The sequence below is a fragment of the Enterobacter cloacae complex sp. IR5401 genome, from assembly GCF_049238425.1.
Taxonomy (GTDB): Bacteria; Pseudomonadota; Gammaproteobacteria; order Enterobacterales; family Enterobacteriaceae; genus Enterobacter; species Enterobacter hormaechei_C.
In genome coordinates this window covers 118968-142192 of sequence record NZ_JBMKHN010000011.1, presented here as the reverse complement: position 1 = coordinate 142192, position 23225 = coordinate 118968, and the positions used below count along the sequence as shown (strand labels likewise).

Sequence of the window (23225 nt, the reverse complement as noted above, 5' to 3'; positions counted from 1 at the left end):
TGCCTCCGGTTAATGGGATGCGGCTGTCACGGCGTCGGGAATGGCCTCGCCCTGCGCCGCGCGGTGCTTGATCAGCTGCTGGCTGATGGCCTCCACGCGGGCGTCGGTGAGCTTGTAGAACGACAGCATGATGAACATGCCCGCGTAGAGCACCACCGGCACCACGCAGAACAGAATTTTGATGGTGGTCAGCACCTCGACCGGCTGCACGCTGCTGCTGGCGGAGTAGTTCACGTACGCCAGGATCCAGCCCACCACCGCCCCGCCAATTGCCAGGCCAATCTTCAGGCTGAACAGATAGGTGGAGAACACCAGCCCGTCGAGGCGGCGCCCGCTGCGGCTCTCCTCGTAATCCACCACGTCAGAGGCCATCAGCCACTGTAGCGGCGTGGTGGTGTTAAAGACGAACAGGAACAGGATGTTGAGGGCGAAAATCAGGGCAATATGCTCCGCCGGCGTGAAGAAGATCAGCAGGCTAATCAGAGAGTAAGCGACGATGATCCACTTAAAGGCGGTGACGCGGTCGAAGCGGCCCAGCAGACGAGACGAGCAGAGCGAGCCGAACATGGTGGCGAGGCTGCCGTAGAGTAAAAACTGCGTCGCCATCTCCGGGTGATCCATCACGTATTTCACGAAGTAGAGCGTCGCCCCGCCGCGCACCACGTTGGAGCAGGTCGCCATCATCTTGAACGCGCACATGATCCGCCATTGTCCGTTGCCCAGCAGCAGCTTAAGGTCTTTCGCCACCGACGAGCCCGGCTGCACCTCAAAGGTGTAACGCTCTTTGGTGGTGAAGAAGCAGACGTAGAGCAGCACCACGCCGGTCAGGCCCAGCACGCACATGGCGCCGAAATAGCCCACCTGCTCATCCCCCTTGCCGATGATGCTCACCAGCGGCAGCGCGATGCCGCTGATGGCGAGCGATCCCGCCGCCGCCAGGAAGAAACGCCACGACTGCAGGGCGTGACGCTCTTTCGGGTCGGCGGTAATGACGCCCGGCATGGCGCAGTACGGCACGTTAACGAAGGTGTAGACCAGGGTCAGGAGAATGTAGGTCACGCAGGCGTAGATGATTTTGCCCTGCGCGGAGAAGTCCGGCGTGTAGAAGGTCAGCACGCAGACGATGCCAAACGGGATGGCGCCCCACAGCAGGAACGGGCGGAACTGGCCGTGACGCGTGCGGGTGCGGTCCACCAGCAGCCCCATCAGCGGGTCGGTCACGGCATCGAGCACGCGGGAGATTAAAAACAGCGTCCCCATAATGCCCGCCGACAGGCCGAAGACGTCGGTATAGAAGTAGGCCAGCAGGAACATGGTAGCCTGCCAGACGAAGCCGCAGGCGGTGTCACCCAGCCCGTAGCCAATTTTGTCTTTCATGGTTAATTGCGTCATCAGAATTACACCCTTATGTAGTGTGCTGAATTACAACATCGTGTTAATGGAGTGTAATGAGCTGTTCAATTAACCAGCAATGGTCATATCTTATTTCTGAATTACGTTATTTTGCTTTTGTGACGCCACCGATATATCGCAACTTATTGTTTAAATTAATAAATTACAGATATAAAAAGCCGCCCGCGGAATATTTCCCGCAGACGGTTTTATCTAATGAAATAATTAAATGCCGAGCGCTTTTTTACCGGCGTTAATTACCTCGATAATTTTATCGGTGTCATAAATACAGCCTTTCCAGGTGCCGCCGCTCACGGACTGCAATGCCGCCCACAGCCGGGTGTCGTCCGGCAAAAAGTCGTGGGCGTGCAGGTCCGGGTGCGTCTGCCGCATTGCCAGCTCGCGCGCGCCCTCCTCCGGCGTCAGCGGATTGTCCGCGGTGCCGATGAAGTTCACGCTGCCCGTGAGGGTCAGCCGGTCGACGGCAATCTCGATGATGTCGTTATCGCGCAGCTTGCCAATCGGCCCGCCCGCCAGCGCCTCTGGCGACACGTGGCCGAAGCAGGCGCCCGTCGACACGCCCGAGAAGCGCGCATCGGTGATTAACGACACCGTCTTGCCCCACGAGATATGCTTCAGCGCGGAGGTAAGCTGGTAGGTCTCTTCCATGCCGGTGCCGGACGGCCCGCCGCCGATCACCACCATGATATCGCCCTGTTTAATCTCTTCCCGCTTGATGGCCTTGATCGCCTGCGCTTCCGAGACAAACACCCGCGCCCGACCGGTGTGGCGGTAAACGCCATCTTCACCGACAACCGACGGGTCGATCGCCGTGGCCTTGATCACCGATCCTTCCGGCGCAATGTTCCCCGTCGGGAAGCAAACCGTCGAGGTCAGCCCTTTCGCGTTGGCTTTCTCCGGCGGCAGGATCACGTCATCCGGCTCCACGCCGTCCTGCTCGCGCAGGCACTGGCGGAAGCGCTTACGGCGCTCGGATGCCTGCCACCAGTCGAGGTTCTCGCCCACCGTCTGGCCGGTGACGGTCATGGCGTCCAGATGCAGCAGGCCAAGATCGCGCAGGTGGAGCATCACCTCCGGCACGCCGCCCGCGAGGAAGGCGCGCACGGTCGGGTGATAGTCCGGGCCGTTGGGCAGCACGCTGACCAGGCGCGGCACCCTGCGGTTGACGCGCGTCCAGTGCTCTACATCCGGGATCGTGCAGCCCGCCGCGTGGGCGATGGCCGGGATGTGCAGCAGTAAATTCGTCGAGCCGCCGAACGCCGCGTGGATCACCATGGCGTTTTCGATGGCTTTATCGGTGAGGATATCGCGCGTGGTGATGCCACGGTTATCCAGCTCGCTCACTGCCCGCGCCGACTGGCGGGCGATCTCCAGCCACACCGCCTGCCCGGACGGCGCCAGCGCGGAGTGCGGCAGCGCCAGCCCCAGCGCTTCGGCCACCACCTGCGAGGTGCCCGCCGTGCCGAGGAACTGGCAGCCGCCGCCCGGCGACGCGCAGGCGCGACAGCCCAGCTCGGCGGCCTCCTGCAAGGAGAGTTCATGGTTGGCGAAGCGCGCGCCGATGGTCTGCACTTTGCCCGCGTCTTCCCCCACGGTCGGCGGCAGCGTCGCCCCGCCCGGCACCAGAATGGTCGGCAGGTCGTGCATGGAGGCCAGCGCGATCATGGTGGCGGGCAGCCCTTTATCGCAGGTTGCCACGCCAATCACCGCCCGGCGTGTCGGCAGGGAGCGGATCAGGCGGCGAAACACGATCGCCGCGTCGTTGCGGTACGGCAGGGAGTCGAACATGCCGTGCGTGCCCTGAGAGCGCCCGTCGCACGGATCGCTGACGAAGGCGGCGAACGGGATCCCGCCGTTGCGGGTGATCTCCTTCGCCGCCGCCTGCATCTGCATGCCGATCTCCCAGTGCCCGGTGTGGTAGCCCAGCGCGACCGGGCGTCCGTCTCCGGCGCGGATCCCGCCCTGGGTGCCGATGATCAGCACCTCTTTGCCGGTCAGCTTGTTGGCATCCCAGCCCATCCCGGCGTTCTGCGTCATGCCGAACAGGTTGCCGCTGGGGGATTCCATCAGCATCTGCGGGGTCAGCGGCAGCGCGCCCTGCGGCCCCGCCGCGTGGGTGATCACCGCATAAAACGCATCGTCCTGTGGGGTAAAAATTTTCTCAATGGTCATCGTTATCGTCCGGCTCAGCAGAGCTTGAGCTGTTGTAACAGGGTTTTCAGCTGCGCCTTGCGCGGCTCGTCCAGCGGCGAGGCTGGCGGCAGGACGTGCGTGGAAATCGGACGACCGCAGAGCACAATCGCCTCTTTAATAACGTTCACAAACGGCGTATCCAGCTGATACATCTGCGGGATTTGCAGCAGGGTCTGATGATACTCAGCCGCTTTCGCCACGTCTTTATCCCGCCAGGCTTTCAGAAGATTCACCGACACCTGCGGGGCAAAGTTGCCGCTGGCCGAAATCGCCCCGTCGCCGCCGAGCAGCAGGGTATTAAACAGATGATCGTCGTAGCCGCACAGCACGGTGAAGTGCGGATGGGCGCCTTTAACGGTGTGGATCATGCTGCGCAGGTGGGCGACGGAGTCGATGGTGTCTTTGATGCCGACGATGTTGCTGCGCGAGTCGGCCAGGGTTTTGACCAGCGCCGGGGTCAGATCCTGCCCGGTCAGCGCCGGGAAGTTATAGAGCATCACCGGCAGCGTGACGCTGTCGGCCACCTGCTCGAAATAGCGGATCAGGTTCGCTTCTGACACTTTCCAGTAATAGGGGTTGATCACCACGATGCCGTCCGCGCCCGCCTGCTGCGCGTGCTGGCTGAGCGCAATGGTTTCCCGGGCGTTGGTGCCGCCGGTGCCGATCAGGACCGGTACGCGACGATCGACATGATCGATCGCAAATTGGGCAATGGTTTGACGCTCTTCGGCGCCGAGCTGGGAGAACTCGCCGCCGCTGCCCAGGAAGAACAGGCCGTCAACGCCTGCTTTGATGAGATCGTCGATCAGCGCGGCGGTGCCCTGCTTATCGAGCTGGCCATCGGCAGTAAAAATGGTGGAGACAGGGGGAATGATTCCCGTGAACAACGCGGACTGCGGCATGAGATCTCCTTGCTGAATCATTTTGTTCTACATTATAGAACAGCGTTCGTTAAATTAACGATCATACTATGACGCAGGAAAAGCGCAGGTAAATGAGAGATGGAGAGGGAGTGCGGGAAGTTTAAGCTGGATCACAAATTGGAAGGTGCGGCCTGATGCCCTCACCCTAACCCTCTCCCACAGGGAGAGGGGACTTTTACACCCTCTCCCCTTGGGAGAGGGGTTACTCTACAAGCATCTTCACCACCACTTTCCTGACCTTAGCAGGTGCCCCCACCGCGCACAGCGGCTTATGCACTTCGCCCGGCCAGAACACCACAAAATCCCCTTCGCTCAGCACCACGGTTTTCTCCTGCTCGCCTTCCGGCAGGAACGCGATGTCTTTGTCCGCCAGCCAGTCGGTGTCCGGCGTACCGTGCGGCAGGGTACTGAAGGTCATCCCTTCCTGACCCTTCAGCACAATCTGAATATCCAGATAGCGTGCATGGTATTCAGCACGACGCTCGGCGAACGGCTGGGTCATGTCCTCCGAAACCAGATAAAACAGGCTGTTGCCGTTGATGTCGTGCTTGCCGGTCGGCGTCGCGTCGGTGACGTGGGCCTTAACGTGCTCAATGGCCTGACGCAGCTCTTCTGGCAGCCAGGACTGGAGATGATGAATATTGCCAATAATCATGATACAACCCTCAGATTAAAACATTGTTTCATTTTCATGTTTTATACGAGAAATGCTTCTTCCATACCAGCCCTTTTTTGACAAGATTTGCGTCAGCGCATGTTTATCGGGAAATGTGTTAATCCACTGTTAATTGCACACAGGCATTTATGCAGTGGTCATGCATAACCTCATTTCATGCACTTTGCACATAGGGTCTAACTCACTGAATTTAAAACGTAACTCACAAAACCTGTTGGCATATCACACTTTATCACTTTGGTTATTTCCTTTAAAAATCCATAATTATTTATTGATTTATCTTAAGTGAAAAATAGTTAACTGTCATTATTGCATAGCTATTCCCGAATCAACATTTTATCTATTAAAATCAACCATATAACTAAATATTTCAAAACGTGTAATTCTACAAAATAATAACAAACTCAAATATTGCCACCCGTTCCTGCTTAGCTATTCATCCCGTAATAATATGAAATTAATCATTATCTGATACGAATCATGCAATTGAAAACAAACTCATCAATATCGGTTTTCGCGTGAGCAATGTCACAATAACCATTATTTAAGCGCCTACTATAACTCACGAAATCTATTGAGCTTAGCCGCCATGAAATTAAACACCTCACATGGCGCATGCCCTTTTTATTCTGAAAAAAGTTAAAGGAATAATTATGGAAAAGCATTACGTCGGTTCTGAAATTGGTCAATTGCGTAGCGTTATGCTGCACCGTCCTAATTTAAGTCTGAAACGGTTAACCCCCTCAAACTGTCAGGAGCTGTTATTTGATGACGTGCTCTCGGTTGAACGGGCGGGTGAAGAGCATGACATCTTCGCAAACACGCTGCGCGAGCAGGGTGTGGAAGTCCTCCTGTTGACCGACCTTCTTACGCAAACGCTTGATATTTCGGAAGCAAAAGCCTGGCTTCTTGAAACACAAATCTCCGACTATCGCCTGGGGCCAACCTTCGCCGCCGACGTACGCGGCTGGCTGGCGGATATGCCGCACCGCGAACTGGCGCGCAGGTTAAGCGGCGGATTAACCTACGGTGAAATTCCGGCGGCCATTAAAAATATGGTGGTCGATACCCACACGGCGAATGATTTTATTATGAAGCCGCTGCCGAACCACTTATTTACCCGCGATACCTCCTGCTGGATATATAACGGCGTCTCCATTAATCCGATGGCGAAACCCGCCCGCCAGCGTGAAACGAATAACCTGCGGGCAATATATCGCTGGCATCCCGCATTTGCCGACGGCGAGTTTATTAAGTATTTCGGCGACGAGAATATTAATTACGACCACGCCACTTTAGAAGGCGGCGACGTATTAGTCATTGGTCGCGGGGCGGTATTGATCGGCATGTCCGAACGCACCACCCCGCAGGGCGTGGAGTTCCTCGCTAACAGCCTGTTTAAACACCGCCAGGCCGAGCGCGTGATTGCCGTTGAGCTGCCAAAACACCGCTCCTGCATGCACCTCGACACCGTCATGACCCACATCGACGTGGATACCTTCTCCGTCTACCCGGAAGTGGTGCGCAAAGACGCCCAGTGCTGGACGCTCACCCCGGACGGCCGCGGCGGCCTGCTGCGCACCCAGGAAACCGACCTGCTGCACGCCATCGAGAAAGCGCTCGGCATTAACCAGGTACGTCTGATCACCACCGGCGGCGATGCCTTTGAAGCCGAACGCGAGCAGTGGAACGACGCTAACAACGTCCTGACCATCCGCCCGGGCGTGGTGATCGGCTACGAGCGCAACGTCTGGACCAACGAGAAGTACGACAAAGCGGGCATCACCGTGCTGCCGATCCCGGGCGACGAGCTGGGACGCGGCCGCGGCGGCGCGCGCTGCATGAGCTGCCCGCTGGAACGCGACGGAATTTAAGGAGCCATCATGGAACGAAAACCCACTCTGGTTGTGGCCCTGGGCGGCAACGCGCTGCTCAAGCGCGGCGAACCGCTTGAAGCGGAGATCCAGCGCCAGAACATCGAGCAGGCTGCCCGCACCATCGCCGGCTTAACGGCGCAGTGGCGCGTGGTGCTGGTGCACGGCAACGGCCCGCAGGTCGGACTGCTGGCGCTGCAAAACAGCGCCTACGACAAAGTCACGCCCTACCCGCTGGACGTTCTTGGCGCCGAAAGCCAGGGAATGATCGGCTACATGCTCCAGCAGGCGCTGAAAAACAATCTGCCCCAGCGCGAGGTCAGCGTCCTGCTCACGCAGGTGGAAGTGGACGCCGCCGACCCGGCCTTCAGTAACCCGACCAAGTACATCGGCCCGGTGTACCGCGAAGCCCAGGCCAAAACGCTGGCCGCGGAGAAAGGCTGGGTGTTTAAGGCCGACGGCAGCTACTTCCGCCGCGTGGTGCCCTCTCCGCAGCCGAAGCGCATTGTCGAGAGCGACGCCATCACGGCGCTGATCCAGCGCGACCATCTGGTGATCTGCAACGGCGGCGGCGGCGTGCCGGTGGTGGAAAACGCCAACGGCTATCGCGGCATTGAGGCGGTGATCGACAAAGACCTCTCCGCCGCCCTGCTGGCGCGCCAGATCGAGGCCGACGCCCTGCTGATCCTCACCGATGCCGACGCGGTGTACCTCGACTGGGGCAAGCCAACCCAACGTCCGCTGGCGCAGGTGACGCCGGAGCTGCTCAGAGGCATGCAGTTCGACGCCGGATCGATGGGGCCGAAAGTAGCCGCCTGCCGCGAGTTTGTTGAGGCCTGCGGCGGCATTGCCGGGATCGGCGCGCTGAATGACGGCGCGGAGATCCTGGCGGGCGAGAAAGGCACGTTGATTCGTAACTAAACCCCTCCCCTCACCCTAACCCTCTCCCGGAGGGAGAGGGAATGTAAGCCCCCCTCTCCCCGTGGGAGAGGGCCGGGGTGAGGGCATCAGACAGCTAACAATTTAAAAAGGATTTCCCCATGACCATTAACCTGAAAAACCGCAACTTCCTGAAACTGCTGGACTACACCCCGGCGGAGATCCAGTACCTGATTGACCTCGCCATCGAGCTCAAGGCCGCCAAAAAAGCCGGGCGCGAGAAGCAAACCCTGGTCGGGAAAAACATCGCCCTGATCTTTGAAAAAACCTCCACCCGCACCCGCTGCGCCTTCGAAGTGGGCGCGTTCGACCAGGGCGCGCAGGTCACCTATCTCGGCCCAAGCGGATCGCAGATTGGCCATAAAGAGTCGATGAAAGACACCGCCCGCGTGCTGGGCCGCATGTATGACGGCATCGAATATCGCGGCTACGGCCAGGCCATCGTTGAAGAGCTGGGCGAGTACGCGGGGGTGCCGGTGTGGAACGGCCTGACCGACGAGTTCCACCCGACCCAAATTCTCGCCGATCTGATGACTATGCTGGAGCACCCCCCGGGCAAAACCCTGCCGGAGCTGAGCTTTGCCTATCTCGGCGACGCGCGCAACAACATGGGCAACTCGCTGATGGTCGGTGCGGCCAAGATGGGGATGGATATCCGCCTCGTGGCGCCGAAATCCTTCTGGCCGGAGGCAGGCCTGGTTGAGCAGTGCCGCGCCATTGCGAAAGAGACGGGCGCGCGCATCACCCTCACCGACGACGTGGAAGAAGGCGTGCAGGGGACCGATTTCCTCTACACCGACGTGTGGGTCTCCATGGGCGAGCCGAAGGAGGCCTGGGCCGAGCGCGTCAGCCTGATGAAACCGTATCAGATAAACGCGCAGGTGATGAAGGCCACCGGCAACCCGAACGTCAAATTCATGCACTGCCTGCCGGCATTCCACAACGAGCACACTAAGGTGGGCCGCGAAATCGAGATGGCGTACGGGCTGAAGGGGCTGGAGGTGACGGAAGAGGTCTTCGAATCACCGAACTCCATCGTCTTCGACGAAGCAGAGAACCGCATGCACACCATTAAGGCGGTCATGGTGGCGACACTCGGCGACTAATCACCGCCCGGCGCGCCGCGGGGTGCGCCGGGTTCAGGAGAACATCATGGGCAAGTTCAAGTTTCCCTCCGCTTACACCATTCTCTTTTTTCTGATTGCCGTGGTTGCCGTGCTGACGTGGATTGTTCCGGCCGGGCAGTACCATATGGCAATGAACGAGGCGCTCGGTAAAGAAGTGCCGGTTGCTGGCACCTACGCGCACGTGGCAGCGCACCCGCAAGGTCTGGTCTCCGTGCTGATGGCGCCGATTGCCGGGCTGTACGATCCGGAATCCGGCCAGGCCGGAGCCATCGACGTGGCGCTGTTTATTCTGATCATCGGCGGATTCCTCGGGATCGTTACCAAAACCGGGGCGATAGACGCCGGGATCGAGCGCGTCACCACCCGGCTGCGCGGCCGCGAAGAGTGGATGATCCCGATCCTGATGGCGCTGTTTGCCGCGGGCGGCACGATTTACGGCATGGCAGAAGAGTCGCTGCCCTTCTATACCTTACTGGTGCCGGTGATGCTGGCGGCGCGGTTCGATCCGGTGGTTGCTGCGTCCACCGTGCTGCTCGGCGCGGGGATCGGCACCCTCGGCTCCACCATCAACCCGTTCGCCACGGTGATCGCCGCCAACGCCGCCGGGATCCCCTTCACCAACGGCATCATGTTGCGCATCGCGCTGCTGGTGATCGGCTGGATCATCTGCGTGGCGTGGGTAATGCGTTACGCCCGTAAGGTGCGCAAGGATCCGTCGCTGTCGATCGTGGCGGATAAGCAGGAAGAGAACCGCGCCCACTTCCTCGGCAACAAGGGCGAGCAGTCGCTGGAGTTTACCCCGGTGCGCAAACTCATCCTGGTGATCTTCGCCCTCGCCTTCGCGGTGATGATCTACGGCGTGGCGGTGCTGGGCTGGTGGATGGCGGAGATCTCGGCGGTGTTCCTCGCCAGCGCGATTATCGTCGGGCTGATCGCCCGCATGAGCGAAGAGGAGCTGACCTCAACCTTTATCAACGGCGCGCGAGATTTGCTGGGCGTCGCGCTGATTATCGGCATCGCGCGCGGTATCGTAGTGATCATGGATAAGGGCATGATTACCCACACCATTTTGCACAGCGCCGAGGGAATGGTCACCGGATTGTCGACGGTGGCGTTCATCAACGTGATGTACTGGCTGGAAGTGGTGCTGTCGTTTCTTGTGCCTTCTTCGTCCGGCCTGGCCGTTCTGACGATGCCGATCATGGCGCCCCTTGCCGATTTCGCTAACGTCAACCGCGACCTGGTGGTTACGGCTTACCAGTCGGCGTCCGGCATCGTTAACCTGATCACTCCCACCTCTGCCGTCGTGATGGGCGGGCTGGCTATCGCCCGCGTGCCCTACGTGCGTTATCTGAAATGGGTCGCGCCGCTGCTGGGGATTTTAACGGTGGTGATTATGGTGGCGTTAAGCCTGGGCGCTTTGTTGTGATTTGCCGGATGGCGCTGCGCTTATCCGGCCTACGGATCGGTGCGGTGCCACCGGTTATTTCGGGAACTGATATGGGAACTATGATGGATTACGAAGAGTACTCTCCCAAAGAGCAACTACAGCTAACGGTCTGCCAGCGTCTGATCGCGGAAAAGAGCTATCTCTCCCAGGAAGAGATCCGCCGCGACTTACAGGAGCGGGGTTTTGAGACCATCAGCCAGTCCACCGTTTCACGTCTTCTCAAGTTGCTTGGTGTCATAAAAATTCGCAATGCCAAAGGGCTAAAGATTTATTCGCTGAATCCCCAGCTGCGCCCGGCCCCCGATGCGGCGCGTACCGTCTCTGAAATGGTGGTGAGCGTGGAGCACAACAGCGAATTTATCCTTATCCATACCGTCGCCGGATATGGCCGCGCGGTGGCGCGTATTCTGGATTATCACCAGTTACCGGAAATTTTAGGCGTGGTGGCCGGAAGCAGTATTGTCTGGGTCGCGCCCCGCGTAGTGAAGCGCACCGCGCTGGTGCATAAGCAAATTAATTATTTACTCAGAACGCATTAATATTCACAAAGAACCGTTTGCATTGAGTAAAGCGTGCATTAAATCGCTTGATCCCAAAAGCGAGCTGCGTATAATGCCCGACAATTTGCCGGGAGGAAGCATGGTCAAGCGTGTACGACACAACGTCTTACCGCGTCTGAAATCAGACGCTGGCCTGCCGTTTTTCTTCCCGTTGCTAAACCTATTCCCAGAGCCCCTCATTTGAGGGGCTTTTTTTTGCCCGGCGTCAGGAGATAAACATGAATCCGCTTTATCAAAAACACATCATTTCCATAAACGACCTCAGCCGCGAAGAGCTGGAACTGGTTCTGGAAACCGCGGCAAAACTGAAGGCCAATCCGCAACCGGAGCTGTTGAAGCACAAGGTGATTGCGAGCTGCTTCTTCGAAGCCTCGACCCGCACGCGCCTCTCCTTTGAAACCTCCATGCACCGCCTGGGCGCGAGCGTGGTGGGCTTCTCGGACAGCAGCAACACGTCGCTGGGTAAAAAAGGCGAGACCCTGGCGGATACCATTTCGGTTATCAGTACCTACGTCGACGCGATTGTGATGCGCCACCCGCAGGAGGGCGCGGCGCGCCTGGCGACCGAGTTCTCCGGCGGCATTCCGGTGCTGAACGCCGGTGACGGTGCCAACCAGCACCCAACGCAGACCCTGCTGGATCTGTTCACCATTCAGGAGACGCAGGGCACGCTTGAGAACCTGAACATCGCCATGGTCGGGGACCTGAAATATGGCCGAACCGTCCATTCCCTGACCCAGGCGCTGGCGAAATTTAACGGCAACCGCTTCTTCTTCATCGCGCCGGACGCGCTGGCGATGCCGCAGTACATTCTCGATATGCTGGACGAAAAAGGCATCGCGTGGAGCCTGCACGCCAGCATCGAAGAGGTGATGGGCAACGTGGATATTCTCTACATGACCCGCGTGCAGAAAGAGCGTCTTGACCCATCCGAGTACGCCAACGTGAAGGCGCAGTTCGTGCTGCGCGCCGGCGACCTCGAAGGCGCGCGCGACAACATGAAGGTGCTGCACCCGCTGCCGCGCATCGATGAGATCACCACAGACGTGGATAAAACGCCGCACGCCTGGTACTTCCAGCAGGCCGGGAACGGCATCTTCGCTCGCCAGGCGTTACTGGCACTGGTTCTGAATCGCGAATTAGCTCTGTAAGGGGAGACGACCATGACACACGATAACAAACTCCAGGTTGAAGCCATCAAGCGTGGCACCGTGATTGACCATATCCCTGCGCAGGTGGGCTTTAAGCTGCTGACGCTGTTCAAACTGACCGAAACCGACCAGCGCATCACCATCGGCCTGAACCTGCCGTCGGGCGAGATGGGCCGCAAAGACCTGATCAAGATCGAGAACACTTTCCTGACCGACGAGCAGGTTAACCAGCTGTCGCTGTACGCGCCGGACGCCACGGTTAACCGCATCGAGGATTACGACGTGGTGGGCAAATCCCGCCCAAGCCTGCCGGATCGCATCGAAAGCGTGCTGGTCTGCCCGAACAGCAACTGCATCAGTCATGCTGAGCCGGTTTCCTCCAGCTTTGCAGTGAAAAAGCGCGCCAATGACATCGCACTCAAATGCAAATACTGCGAAAAAGAGTTTTCTCATTATGTGGTGCTGGCCAACTAATTGAGGTTGGTAATGAAATCCCGGCTGTTATAATGGCCGGGAACATTCTTAACGCTGTAATTCTGGAGAAAAAATGAGCAAAGTACTCGCGACGGAAAATGCACCAGCGGCTATCGGCCCATACGTTCAGGGCGTTGATCTGGGCAGCATGATCATCACTTCTGGCCAGATCCCGGTGAACCCAAAAACCGGTGAAGTACCTGCCGACGTAGCGGCGCAGGCGCGTCAGTCGCTGGAAAACGTGCAGGCGATCGTCGAATCTGCCGGTCTGAAAGTGGGCGATATCGTCAAAACCACCGTGTTCGTGAAAGATCTGAATGATTTTGCGACCGTTAACGCCACTTACGAAGCGTTCTTCACCGAGCACAACGCCACCTTCCCGGCGCGCTCCTGTGTGGAAGTGGCGCGTCTGCCAAAAGACGTGAAAATTGAAATTGAAGCGATTGCCGTACGTCGCTAATTTATTTCAAGAAAGAGAAGGCAGCTCTGGCTGCCTTTTTTTATTTCGACCATTTTTACTCTCTCCGGGAAATGACGCATCCGCCACTCCATTAATAAACTGACGCTGCCTTGCTCTATTCTAATTAATGGATGATGAATGAAACTCTCTAAAATTGCGCTGGCGGTAACCACATTAACGGTTGCGTCTTCCGCACTTGCACACGGATATATAGAATCCCCTGCCAGCCGCGCTTATATGTGTAAGCTCGGCCAGAATATTGACTGTGGCTCTGTACAATATGAACCGCAGAGCGTAGAAAAGACCTCCGGCTTCCCGACGGGTGCGATGCCGCCTGACGGCCAGCTTGCCAGCGCCGGTATTGCCAGCTACTCCCAGCTTGATAAGCAGAGCCTGAACGCCTGGACCAAAAATCCCATGACGGCAGGCCCGCATGAATTTGTCTGGCACCATACCGCGCCGCATAAAACCACCAACTGGCGTTATTACATTACCAAACAAAACTGGGACCCCAATAAACCGCTGACCCGTGACCAGTTCGAATTAACGCCGTTCTGTACTATTAACGGAAATGGTCAGGCACCGGCGATGACAAAATCCATGACCTGTAATGTCCCGGAACGTACGGGCTACCAGGTTATTTATGGCGTGTGGGAAATTGCGGATACCGCAAACAGTTTCTATCAGGCCATTGACGTTGATTTCGGTAACGGCGGCAACGTCACGCCGGACGACACCCCAGCGGTGATATCCCAGTGGAGTAAAACCCTGAGCGGACAGATTGCCGGGAATAACCTGAACACGGGCGATAAAGTGATTGCACGCTTCTTCGACGCCAACGGGGAAGTTGCCGCCCTGCGTACCGAGCTGACCATCGGCTCCGTTGCCCAGGGGGATGCGAACCAGTGGTCCTACGATCTGGCGCAGAAGATCAACGCCGCGTACAGCGATGTGCGTGTCGGGGTAAAGGATGAAGCGGGCGAAATTAGCCCGGTTCACGGCGCGAACAGCGTCTTCGTCAAAGACGGCAGCGCCCTCCAGTCCGTTGCGATTTCGTACGAAGAGCAGAAGGCGGAAGTGAATGAAACCATCGCGGTATCTAACCTGCACTACAGCAAAATCGAGAATGGCAAGGCGTCCGTCACCTTCCACGTGAACACCAAAGGCGACGTGAACGTTGAAGCGCACGTGATGAACCACAGCGGTGCGGAAAAGGGGTATCTGAAGCAGGAGATGAATAACGCCAGCCAGGACGTGACCATGACCCTGACTGACGTCACGGCGGGTCACCATATGCTGAAATACTACGCCACCAACAAAGACGGCACCCTGTTCGCGCAGGACGTGCTGGATCTGATGCTGGAAAGCGACGCGGCGGACAGCAACGGCCCGCATGACTTTATCTTCCCGGATAACGTCGCGTCCTACAAAGCGGGCACCGTAGTGCTACAGCCGAAAGACGGTAAGACCTACGAATGCAGGCCTGTCCCGTTCAGCGGCTACTGCGTGCAGTACAGCCCAACCGCAAACCAGTTTGAACCAGGCGTGGGCGCGCACTGGAGAGAGGCATGGGTGTTGAAGGACTGAGTGATCTGATTCCCTCACCCTAACCCTCTCCCAAAGGGAGAGGGAATTTATACACCCTCTCCCTTTGGGAAAGGGCTGGGGTGAGGGTTCTTTACTACTGATTCCGCGTCGCGCGCAGCAGCGTTTCCAGCGGGTACACCGCCGCAATCACCACCTCGTCCTGAACCTTCGCCGCGTTATCCAGTTCGCTCTGGATCGACGCAATCTCTTTATCATCCAGCGTGCCCTGGCGCGCCACCAGATCCGTCAGCCTCAGGCCAATCGCGGCCAGCTTATCCACCTCCTGGATCACCGGCTTAATGGCCTTCAACTGATAGCTGTTTTCGCTTAGCGCCAGCGCGTCGCTGGTGTTGTTCTGCCAGCGGTTAAAGACGTGGCGCAGCGCGTCGGCGCTTTCCGTGTCTTCCGCGTCGCTCACCAGACGGTCCGCCCATTTATTCATTTGACGCCCGGTCGCACTTTCCGGGTTTAGCGCATCAGCGAGCCGGTTGAGCGGCTCAAACTGATGATAGTTTCCAGCCTGGAACTTAAGATGCTGGCGGGTGTAATACTGCGCCGGTTCAAGCGCCTGGGCGAGAATTTGCAGCGGCAGGGTATCCGCATTGTTGGCGAGGCGCGTGAACTGCACCTGCTGCTGGGTATGCTGCTGTAGTCCAACCGACACCGTCGACCAGCTGTCCATCGCCTGGAGCCGGGTATACATGTTGTCGATGTCGTTGACGTCCTTCGCCGACCATAGCCGCTCCGCCACCGCAAAGGCGCGCGGCCACAGACGGATATCCAGCACCGGCGCGACCACGTTTTCCGCCCACAGCGCGGCTTCACCGCCGAGCAGATTGGCCTCGTTCGCCGGGTCCGGCACCACCGGCGGTATGCCTTTTGGGACCGCGTCCAGACGCGTGCCGCTAATCGGGTAGCGGGCGTTACCCACCAGGAAATAGCCGCTGAGCTTATCGTTCTCAACAGAAACGACCGGACGCGTTTCACCCATCCAGGTATCAACGGTAAACGTTACCTGATTGTCGTCCCGCCATTGAATGTTATCCACCGCCCGACGCGATTTCCCGGCAAAATCAATAAATCCGCGCCAGCCAGCATCGCCTTTCACCAGCGTAAAGCTACCTTCCACCGGCTTGCCCTTCAGGCGCGGCATGGAGAAAGCCCAGCTCTGGACGCTGTCGGTGTCCGCTATCACATCCACGCCGTTCAGCCCCTGCGGCACAATTTCATTGCGGTAGTGGTAGGCGGTGGATTGCGGCTGATCGAGGTAGAAACCGGTTGAGAGAATGCCCTTATAGCCGTTCTGCGCCACCTGCCCCAGCGCGTCCTGTCCCTGCCAGGACTGGATCAGAATGCTTTTCGGCAGATCGGGATGGTAGATCTCATCCCAGCCAACCATCTGCCGGTGGTGCTTCTCAAGGATCGTCTCCAGCTTGCGGTTGAAATACGCCTGCAACGCGTGGCTGTCCGCCAGTTTGTTGTCGCGCAAGAATCTCTGGATCGCAGCGTTCGCTTTCCACTGGCTGTCGTCAACCTCATCGCCGCCAATATGCAGATATGGATCCGGGAAGATCGCCGCCAGTTCGCTGACCATCGCGTCGGCAAAGGTATAAGTTGCCTCTTTGGTGGGATCCAGCACTGGCTTCAGCACGCCCCAGTGGCGCTCCATGGCGTATGGCCCCGGCGCGCTCATCAGCTCCGGGTAGGCGACGGCAATCGCCGACGCGTGGCCCGGCATATCAATTTCCGGCACCACGCGTATGCCGCGTTCGGCAGCGTAACGCACAATCTCGCGCATCTGCTCAGGGGTGTAGAACAGCCCGTCGCTGGCAAGCTGGGTCAGCTTAGGGTAGCGCTTTGAGCTGAAGCGCCAGCCCTGATCGTCGGTCAAATGCCAGTGCAGCACGTTGAGCTTCGCCGCGGCCATGCCGTCGATCTGGCGTTTAATATCCGGAATCGGGAGGAAGTGGCGCGCCGAATCGAGCAGCAGCCCGCGCCACGGGAAGCGCGGCGAATCTTCAATGGTCACCCACGGGATCGAGGTGTTTTCGGCGCCGTTCTGCATCAGCTGAAGCAAGGTTTCCATGGCGCGCAGCGCGCCGAAGCGGGTATTGGCGGAGATATTTACGCCGTTGGCGTCCACCGTGAGTTTATAGCTCTCATCGCTGTCCGGCAGCGGCTGCGGCTTCACCTTTTTGGCGATGGCGATGCGGATGGTCGGCTTGTCAGGTTTTTCGGCCTGCGGCTGTAGCGTCCAGCCGGTTTGAAGGGCGATGCGCTGGCGCAGGCGGTTGACCGCATCCCCCAGATCGTCGCCACTTACGCTCACGGTGAGTTGATTGTTAAGCTCCAGCGCGCCCTGAGTGGTCGGGCGTTCAACCTTCGCAGGCCAGGGCATTAAGGGAAGGTCGCCTGCCGGTGCGGCAAAGGCGGAGGCGCCGAGCATAAGCCCGGCGGTTAAGAGACTGTACCGTAACATGAATGTTCCTTATCTGACGGGCCAAATACAGGCAAAACATTCTGTTAACATGCGCTCAAATTGTCGTCAAGCGAATGCGCCGACGGAGATCACAGGTTGTTGAATTTGGGAGGAAAGCCAGCTGCCGGGTGGCGGCTTCGCCTTACCCGGCCTACGTTCGGATCGTAGGCCCGGTAAGCGCAGCGCCACCGGGCTTGCCGTTACTGCCACCCATACCGACGGCTATAGAACCCCTTCACCATCTGCGTCAGCACCATGTAACCCGCGAGGATCGCCACCAGCCATGGGAAGTAGCTCAGCGGTAGCGCCTGAAGTTGCAGGTAGCTTGCCAGCGGCGAGAACGGCAGCGCGATCCCGAGCGCCATCACAATGCCCGTCATCACAATCAGCGGCCACGCGGCACGGCTCTGAATGAACGGAATGCGGCGGGTGCGGATCATGTGCACAATCAGCGTCTGGGACAGCAGCCCCACCACGAACCAGCCGGACTGGAACAGCGTCTGGTGTTCCGGGGTGTTGGCGTGGAACACAAACCACATCAGGCAGAAAGTCAGAATGTCGAAGATAGAGCTGATCGGCCCAAAGAACAGCATAAAGCGCCCCAGATCGGCGGGGTTCCAGCGCTGCGGCTTCTGGATCTGCTCGTCGTCCACGTTATCAAACGGGATGGCGACCTGAGAGACATCGTACATCAGGTTCTGGATCAGCAGATGCAGCGGCAGCATCGGCAGAAACGGCAGAAACGCGCTCGCCACCAGCACGCTGAAGACGTTGCCGAAGTTCGAGCTGGCGGTCATTTTGATGTATTTGAGCATATTGGCGAAGGTGCGACGCCCTTCGATGACGCCCTCCTCCAGCACCATCAGGCTCTTTTCCAGCAGAATGATATCCGCTGCTTCGCGGGCAATATCCACCGCGCCGTCTACGGAGATACCGATATCCGCCGCACGCAGGGCTGGCGCATCGTTGATGCCGTCGCCCATAAAGCCCACTACATGCCCTTCGCGACGCAGCAGAGTGACGATGCGTTCTTTATGCATCGGCGTCAGGCGGGCAAACAGCGTGGTGCGTTGGGCAAGGTCGGCCAGCTCATCGTCAGACAGGAGCTCAATGTCGCTCCCCACGACGACGTCGCCCGCGTCCAGGCCGACTTCGTGGCACACTTTGGCCGCCACCAGCTCGCTGTCGCCGGTGAGAATTTTGACGGTGATACCGCTCGCTTTCAGCGCTTTCAGCGCAGGTGCGGTGGTCTCTTTCGGCGGATCGAGGAATGCGATGTAACCCTCGAGGATCAAATCAGATTCATCGATACGCTGGTAGTCCCCTTCCCGCGCGGGCAGGAACTTGCTGGCTACCGCCACCACGCGCAGCCCCTGGCGGTTCAGGTTATCGGTGACGCGTTTGATGCGGCGCAGCATGGTCTCATCCAGCGGCACGATCTCGCCGTTATGGCGCACCTGCGTGGAAACATTCAGGATCTCCTGCAATGCCCCTTTGCAGATCAGCTGATGCACGTCCGGCTGCTCGCTGACCACCACCGACATGCGGCGGCGCTCGAAGTCGAACGGAATTTCGTCCACCTTCTGCCAGCGCCCGGAGAGCATGCGGGCAGACTCTTCATCCACACCTTCCAGCACCGCCACGTCGAGCAGGTTTTTCAGCCCGGTCTGGTAGTGGCTGTTCAGCCACGCGCTGTACAGCACCCGTTCGCTGGTCTTTCCGGCGATATCGGTGTGGTTCTCCAGCACGATTTTGTCCTGGGTGAGGGTGCCGGTTTTATCGGTGCAAAGAATGTCCATCGCGCCAAAGTTCTGGATGGCGTCGAGGTGTTTAACAATCACCTTTTGTTTAGAGAGTTTGACCGCCCCGCGCGCCAGCGTGGAGGTGACAATCATCGGCAGCATTTCCGGCGTTAAGCCAACGGCCACGGAGAGCGCGAACAGCGCCGCTTCCCACCAGTCGCCTTTGGTGTAGCCGTTGATCAGCAGGACAATTGGCGTCATGACCATCATAAAGCGGATCAGCAGCATGCTGACGCGGCCAATGCCTTTCTGAAACGCATTCGGCTCGCTCTCCTGCTCGCTGACGCGTCCGGCAAGCTGTCCAAACCAGGTATTGCCGCCGGTGGCGGTGACAATCGCCTGCGCGGTGCCACTAACCACCGTGGTGCCCATAAAGCACAGGGTGTCGCACTCCAGCGGGTTCATCTGCTGCGGATCGCGGGTCCGCGCCACCTTCTCTACGGGCAGGGATTCACCGGTGAGTGACGCCTGCGCGACAAACAGATCCCGCGCCTGGATGATACGTAAATCCGCCGGGATCATGTCCCCCGCCGCCAGCTTCACCAGATCGCCCGGCACCAGCTGGTCAATGGGAAGCTCAATCCAGGCGTTTTCGCCGAGGTCGTTAATCACGCGCGACACGGTGGCGGTGTTGCTGACCATCGCTTTCAGCGCATCCGCCGCTTTGGTGGAGCGCGCTTCCTGAATAAAGTTCAGCAGCGTGGAGATCCCTACCATCAGCGCAATCACGCCTGCGGCAAACAGATCTTCAGTGGCGTAAGAGATAATACCGAGCACCGTCAGCAGCAGGTTGAACGGATTGCGGTAGCAGAGCCACAGGTGGACCCACCAGGGAGAGGGTTTCTGCGCCGGGATCTGGTTATCGCCATGTTCCGCGCGGATTTTTGACACTTCTTGCGCGTTCAGCCCTTCCGGGTGGCCGCCAAAGGCGCGCCAGACTTCGTTTTCATCCATCGCCGCCACGTTCAGGCAGCGCTCGGTCAGGGAAGCGGGGATTGCCGCTCCCGCCATGGTGTTGGCATTTGGCAGCGGATCGCGCGCAATCAGGCGATGTGGCAGGTGACGGCTCAGCAGCGCTTGCAGCTGCCGGGTGATATTTTTCAGCATAGTCATTCCCCCGCATCCGCAAAGGCGGACGCAGTCTTTCCCGCAGGCGTGGCAAAGCCGTACCTGTCAGGCACTTAATTTATCAAGCAGGAACGTATGAACGTTGCTGCCTCACGCCGGTGAGACAGCAAAAAGCTGGCTTACCGGTAAGAAGGTTTTCTCCGGGTCAGGAGAGGTGTGGGATCGGGATCCATGTGGCCTCCGGTAAGTAAAAAGTTGGGTATCGGCGCGCAGTATAGAGATTTATCCATACCGTTTGTGACTAATCGGGCGGTATTATAACACCCTGCAAATAAACCGAACGTAAACCAGACTTTGCCCATAGCGAATTCGCAGGATAGCATTAGGCTCAATTGATTATTTTATCGTTGTTACAGGGAATACAGCATGCAGAACCGCCTTACGATTAAAGACATCGCGCGTTTAAGCGGCGTGGGGAAATCGACTGTCTCACGCGTGCTGAACAACGAAAGCGGTGTCAGCGAGCGCACACGCGAGCGCGTCGAGGCGGTGATGAATCAGCACGGTTTTTCCCCTTCCCGCTCCGCGCGCGCCATGCGCGGGCAGAGCGATAAAGTGGTCGCCATTATCGTCTCGCGTCTGGATTCCCTCTCCGAAAACCTCGCCGTACAGACGATGCTGCCCGCGTTCTACGAGCAGGGCTACGATCCGATCATGATGGAGAGCAAGTTCTCCGCGCAAATGGTGGAGGAGCATCTCGGTATGCTTCAGCGCCGTAATATTGATGGGGTGGTGCTGTTCGGATTTACCGGCCTAAAAGAGGACGTGCTTAAACCCTGGCAGCCGTCACTGGTGCTGCTGGCGCGCGACGCAAGCGGGTTTGCCTCTGTCTGTTACGATGACGAAGGGGCGATCGTGATCCTGATGCAGCGCCTGTATGAACAGGGCCATCGGCATATTAGCTATCTCGGCGTGCCGCATGCCGACATCACCACCGGCAAGCGTCGCCACGAAGCGTACCTGGCGTTTTGTAAAAAACACAATCTTCCCGCCGTGGCCGCGCTGCCTGGTCTGGGTATGAAACAGGGATATGAACAGGTCGCCAGCGTGCTGACGCCACAAACCACCGCCCTGGTATGCGCCACGGATACCCTTGCATTGGGTGCGAGCAAATATTTGCAGGAGCAGCGCATCGGGGAGCTGCAATTAGCGAGCGTGGGAAGCACGCCGCTGATGAAGTTCTTACACCCGGAGATTATCAGCGTTGATCCGGGTTACGCCGAGTCTGGCCAGCAGGCTGCCGCGCAGCTGATAGAGCAGATCAACGGGCGCGCTGAGCCGCGTCAGATCGTTATTCCTGCCCGTCTCTCATAGTCCTTTCGCTTTCATGCGCAACAGCGATCGTTCCATGAATCACGGTACAGGATATTGCCTTCGGTATACTTCCAGGTAATTGCCTCATAGCGCAGCTCCAGCGTTTCCAGGTGGGTACTGGTCATACTGCCGGGGGAGAGATACGGCGCTACCGTTGTGAACTTGACGTTTTCCAGAATAATATTGAAATACTCAGCCTCAATCCCAGACTCAAGAATACGGTACATTTTAATTGTCGCCTTCTTCATGGTTCGCCCTTCGCAAACTGCCCGGTAAAGAAGCGGCGTTGTCTGATCAAATTCTTTGACTATTGTTATAGGCCGATGTACGCGTGTACCAGTGAGTTTTCCCCAGCTTGGGTCAACCGGAATAGTTACGCCATGGGAAAAGGATTTTAATTCAATAGATCCAAGACGCAGTGGCATTGCACAACAACCGACAATCGGCGAGCCATTCTCATCTTCAAGCCATAAATGTGCGGGAGCAGACATAGAAATACCTTATTAGTGGTTATCTGTATTGAAATGTTTGGCCTTTTACCATTTCACATAGCAGCCAAAAACAATCATGACCACAATGAAGAAAAGCCCAATTGGCCAGACAGGACTGCCGGGGAAGAAATGGGCCTGTATCAGGGCAAACAGGATTGTTAACGCGGCCGGGCCGTAGACCGAAAATATAATTCGCCCCTGCCAACGTAAAAAACGTTTGATGTAATTCATCATTGTTATCTGATCAACCTGGTGATGATATCCGCAATGTCGTCATCAGATGCCCATTGCGCACGTGTCGCGTCCGTCCTGCGAAACACAGGCTCAATGAGAAAATAAAGCATTTCAAGCCCTTGAGCATAAAGTGCCGAGTACCAGGCGGGAAATTCAACGTACAGACGATGCGCGCTATCGGCGGCTTGCTGTACTACCCCATACAGCCCAATAAAAGCAATACCTCGGGAAGCCCATCTTCCGGTAATGGCGCTTAATTCGAGGCTGATATTTAATCCAAGGCGAACGCAGGCGGCAACGGCTAATGTAAACCCGGCACCGGTAAGGCTAACCGCAGCGATGTGGACATTTACAGCCATTAGCCGCTGTTTAATATACTCTAACTGTTTAGGATTTTTGTATTTGAAAACTTCCTCAAAATACAGTCTAAGCATTTCATAGACTACATCCACACCGCTTACTAATTTATAAACGGCATCTCTGAAGCGTAGGTCTTCGCTCTTCTGTCTCAGGCAAACATCATTGTATTCATCAGTGAAACATGAGGCGTAATACAACAGCCGAGTGGCGCCTTTCCCTATCATATTCACCTGTGTTTTGACGTTCTGGCCGACCGCAGTAACAGCATGGTCGAGTTTAAGCGCAAGTATTTTATTGGCCTGTAAATAACTGACGATCTCGTTGTTCCCGTACATTATTGCTCTACGTTTATTTCAGTATATGAAGACAAGCTTATGCCTGAAACCGACTGTAAAGTTCCGGCCAGATCATGTTTAAGATCTTCCCTGTATTTTTAAGATATTGACCTGATATTTTTTAAACACTCTTGAGAAGAAATTCATAAAAACTGCGAGTGAAATGCAATCCAGTGTGCCCTCACACAGCGGATTATTGTGATCTTCGCCCGATTTCGGGAACGTTCCCATTTTCGCCGTCACGTTGAAGGAGTA

19 protein-coding genes and 1 pseudogene are annotated in these 23225 nt (G+C 57.6%); 11 read left to right on the top strand and 9 right to left on the bottom strand.

What is annotated here, in order from left to right:
• Positions 1–9: 9 nt before the first annotated feature.
• The 4 genes from ACOTX1_RS16660 to ACOTX1_RS16645 all read right to left on the bottom strand — a co-directional run bounded on the left by ACOTX1_RS16660 (position 10) and on the right by ACOTX1_RS16645 (position 5184).
• Positions 10–1392, bottom strand: coding sequence for an MFS transporter (locus ACOTX1_RS16660; protein WP_023315300.1), 1383 nt, complete (start codon positions 1390–1392; stop codon positions 10–12).
• Positions 1393–1617: 225 nt separating this feature from the next.
• The gene (yagF, locus tag ACOTX1_RS16655) at positions 1618–3585 is read right to left on the bottom strand and encodes a xylonate dehydratase YagF (protein WP_023315299.1); all 1968 of its coding nucleotides are present in this window, start codon (positions 3583–3585) and stop codon (positions 1618–1620) included.
• 14 nt (positions 3586–3599) lie between these two features.
• Positions 3600–4508 carry a 2-keto-3-deoxygluconate aldolase gene (gene yagE / locus ACOTX1_RS16650; protein WP_023315298.1) on the bottom strand — a complete coding sequence of 303 codons (909 nt, stop codon included), beginning with the start codon at positions 4506–4508 and terminating at the stop codon, positions 3600–3602.
• Positions 4509–4731: 223 nt separating this feature from the next.
• A complete protein-coding gene (locus ACOTX1_RS16645) occupies positions 4732–5184 on the bottom strand; it encodes a YhcH/YjgK/YiaL family protein (RefSeq protein ID WP_023315297.1) in 453 nt (150 codons plus the stop codon).
• A 674-nt stretch (positions 5185–5858) separates the two neighbouring features.
• Here ACOTX1_RS16645 and arcA point away from each other — a divergent pair.
• The 5 genes from arcA (at position 5859) to ACOTX1_RS16620 (ending at position 11134) form a co-directional block, all read left to right on the top strand.
• On the top strand, positions 5859–7079 hold the full coding sequence (gene arcA, locus ACOTX1_RS16640) for an arginine deiminase (protein WP_003862920.1): 1221 nt from the start codon (positions 5859–5861) through the stop codon (positions 7077–7079).
• A 9-nt stretch (positions 7080–7088) separates the two neighbouring features.
• Complete coding sequence (locus ACOTX1_RS16635; RefSeq protein ID WP_023315296.1) at positions 7089–8000, top strand: carbamate kinase; 912 nt, start codon at positions 7089–7091, stop codon at positions 7998–8000.
• A 119-nt stretch (positions 8001–8119) separates the two neighbouring features.
• Entirely contained in the window at positions 8120–9124 is a 1005-nt protein-coding gene (gene argF, locus ACOTX1_RS16630; protein WP_263522396.1) for an ornithine carbamoyltransferase, read from the top strand.
• A 46-nt stretch (positions 9125–9170) separates the two neighbouring features.
• Entirely contained in the window at positions 9171–10574 is a 1404-nt protein-coding gene (locus tag ACOTX1_RS16625; RefSeq protein WP_003863365.1) for a YfcC family protein, read from the top strand.
• Between the two features lie 80 nt (positions 10575–10654).
• Positions 10655–11134, top strand: coding sequence for an arginine repressor (locus ACOTX1_RS16620; protein WP_003863366.1), 480 nt, complete (start codon positions 10655–10657; stop codon positions 11132–11134).
• Between the two features lie 3 nt (positions 11135–11137).
• Here ACOTX1_RS16620 and ACOTX1_RS16615 read toward each other — a convergent pair.
• Positions 11138–11255, bottom strand: a pseudogene (locus ACOTX1_RS16615) (hypothetical protein).
• Here ACOTX1_RS16615 and ACOTX1_RS16610 point away from each other — a divergent pair.
• From ACOTX1_RS16610 to gbpA, 5 genes are all read left to right on the top strand, one after another.
• Positions 11235–11339 carry a pyrBI operon leader peptide gene (locus tag ACOTX1_RS16610; protein WP_022646880.1) on the top strand — a complete coding sequence of 35 codons (105 nt, stop codon included), beginning with the start codon at positions 11235–11237 and terminating at the stop codon, positions 11337–11339. The pseudogene ACOTX1_RS16615 and the gene ACOTX1_RS16610 sit on opposite strands and share 21 nt — an antisense overlap.
• A 34-nt stretch (positions 11340–11373) precedes the next feature.
• Positions 11374–12306, top strand: a complete 933-nt coding sequence (gene pyrB / locus ACOTX1_RS16605) for an aspartate carbamoyltransferase (protein ID WP_022650292.1) — start codon at positions 11374–11376, stop codon at positions 12304–12306.
• A 12-nt stretch (positions 12307–12318) separates the two neighbouring features.
• Entirely contained in the window at positions 12319–12780 is a 462-nt protein-coding gene (gene pyrI, locus ACOTX1_RS16600) for an aspartate carbamoyltransferase regulatory subunit (protein WP_023315295.1), read from the top strand.
• A 73-nt stretch (positions 12781–12853) separates the two neighbouring features.
• Positions 12854–13240, top strand: a complete 387-nt coding sequence (ridA, locus tag ACOTX1_RS16595) for a 2-iminobutanoate/2-iminopropanoate deaminase (RefSeq protein WP_003863373.1) — start codon at positions 12854–12856, stop codon at positions 13238–13240.
• 138 nt (positions 13241–13378) lie between these two features.
• Entirely contained in the window at positions 13379–14827 is a 1449-nt protein-coding gene (gene gbpA, locus ACOTX1_RS16590; RefSeq protein ID WP_023315294.1) for an N-acetylglucosamine-binding protein GbpA, read from the top strand.
• Between the two features lie 94 nt (positions 14828–14921).
• On the opposite strand, the gene ACOTX1_RS16585 is transcribed toward gbpA, so the two are convergent.
• Together ACOTX1_RS16585 and mgtA are read right to left on the bottom strand one after the other, a co-directional pair.
• The gene (locus tag ACOTX1_RS16585; RefSeq protein WP_023315293.1) at positions 14922–17306 is read right to left on the bottom strand and encodes a beta-N-acetylhexosaminidase; all 2385 of its coding nucleotides are present in this window, start codon (positions 17304–17306) and stop codon (positions 14922–14924) included.
• Between the two features lie 200 nt (positions 17307–17506).
• The gene (gene mgtA, locus ACOTX1_RS16580) at positions 17507–20215 is read right to left on the bottom strand and encodes a magnesium-translocating P-type ATPase (RefSeq protein WP_023315292.1); all 2709 of its coding nucleotides are present in this window, start codon (positions 20213–20215) and stop codon (positions 17507–17509) included.
• 387 nt (positions 20216–20602) lie between these two features.
• Here mgtA and treR point away from each other — a divergent pair, with 387 nt between their 5' ends.
• Positions 20603–21550 (top strand): trehalose operon repressor TreR, encoded by a 948-nt coding sequence (gene treR / locus ACOTX1_RS16575; protein ID WP_023315291.1) that lies wholly within the window; start codon positions 20603–20605, stop codon positions 21548–21550.
• Positions 21551–21561: 11 nt separating this feature from the next.
• Here treR and ACOTX1_RS16570 read toward each other — a convergent pair whose 3' ends face one another.
• Together ACOTX1_RS16570 and ACOTX1_RS16565 are read right to left on the bottom strand one after the other, a co-directional pair.
• Positions 21562–22041, bottom strand: a complete 480-nt coding sequence (locus tag ACOTX1_RS16570; RefSeq protein ID WP_003863398.1) for an Hcp family type VI secretion system effector — start codon at positions 22039–22041, stop codon at positions 21562–21564.
• Between the two features lie 236 nt (positions 22042–22277).
• Entirely contained in the window at positions 22278–22970 is a 693-nt protein-coding gene (locus ACOTX1_RS16565; protein ID WP_003863400.1) for a hypothetical protein, read from the bottom strand.
• Positions 22971–23225 lie beyond the last annotated feature (255 nt).

Bases quoted from the DNA above. Each gene is read 5' to 3' on its own strand.
- ACOTX1_RS16660 (WP_023315300.1), bottom strand. From the start codon at position 1,392: ATGACGCAATTAACCATGAAAGACAAAATTGGCTACGGGCTGGGTGAC.
- yagF (WP_023315299.1), bottom strand. From the start codon at position 3,585: ATGACCATTGAGAAAATTTTTACCCCACAGGACGATGCGTTTTATGCG.
- yagE (WP_023315298.1), bottom strand. From the start codon at position 4,508: ATGCCGCAGTCCGCGTTGTTCACGGGAATCATTCCCCCTGTCTCCACC.
- ACOTX1_RS16645 (WP_023315297.1), bottom strand. From the start codon at position 5,184: ATGATTATTGGCAATATTCATCATCTCCAGTCCTGGCTGCCAGAAGAG.
- arcA (WP_003862920.1), top strand. From the start codon at position 5,859: ATGGAAAAGCATTACGTCGGTTCTGAAATTGGTCAATTGCGTAGCGTT.
- ACOTX1_RS16635 (WP_023315296.1), top strand. From the start codon at position 7,089: ATGGAACGAAAACCCACTCTGGTTGTGGCCCTGGGCGGCAACGCGCTG.
- argF (WP_263522396.1), top strand. From the start codon at position 8,120: ATGACCATTAACCTGAAAAACCGCAACTTCCTGAAACTGCTGGACTAC.
- ACOTX1_RS16625 (WP_003863365.1), top strand. From the start codon at position 9,171: ATGGGCAAGTTCAAGTTTCCCTCCGCTTACACCATTCTCTTTTTTCTG.
- ACOTX1_RS16620 (WP_003863366.1), top strand. From the start codon at position 10,655: ATGATGGATTACGAAGAGTACTCTCCCAAAGAGCAACTACAGCTAACG.
- ACOTX1_RS16610 (WP_022646880.1), top strand. From the start codon at position 11,235: ATGGTCAAGCGTGTACGACACAACGTCTTACCGCGTCTGAAATCAGAC.
- pyrB (WP_022650292.1), top strand. From the start codon at position 11,374: ATGAATCCGCTTTATCAAAAACACATCATTTCCATAAACGACCTCAGC.
- pyrI (WP_023315295.1), top strand. From the start codon at position 12,319: ATGACACACGATAACAAACTCCAGGTTGAAGCCATCAAGCGTGGCACC.
- ridA (WP_003863373.1), top strand. From the start codon at position 12,854: ATGAGCAAAGTACTCGCGACGGAAAATGCACCAGCGGCTATCGGCCCA.
- gbpA (WP_023315294.1), top strand. From the start codon at position 13,379: ATGAAACTCTCTAAAATTGCGCTGGCGGTAACCACATTAACGGTTGCG.
- ACOTX1_RS16585 (WP_023315293.1), bottom strand. From the start codon at position 17,306: ATGTTACGGTACAGTCTCTTAACCGCCGGGCTTATGCTCGGCGCCTCC.
- mgtA (WP_023315292.1), bottom strand. From the start codon at position 20,215: ATGCTGAAAAATATCACCCGGCAGCTGCAAGCGCTGCTGAGCCGTCAC.
- treR (WP_023315291.1), top strand. From the start codon at position 20,603: ATGCAGAACCGCCTTACGATTAAAGACATCGCGCGTTTAAGCGGCGTG.
- ACOTX1_RS16570 (WP_003863398.1), bottom strand. From the start codon at position 22,041: ATGTCTGCTCCCGCACATTTATGGCTTGAAGATGAGAATGGCTCGCCG.
- ACOTX1_RS16565 (WP_003863400.1), bottom strand. From the start codon at position 22,970: ATGTACGGGAACAACGAGATCGTCAGTTATTTACAGGCCAATAAAATA.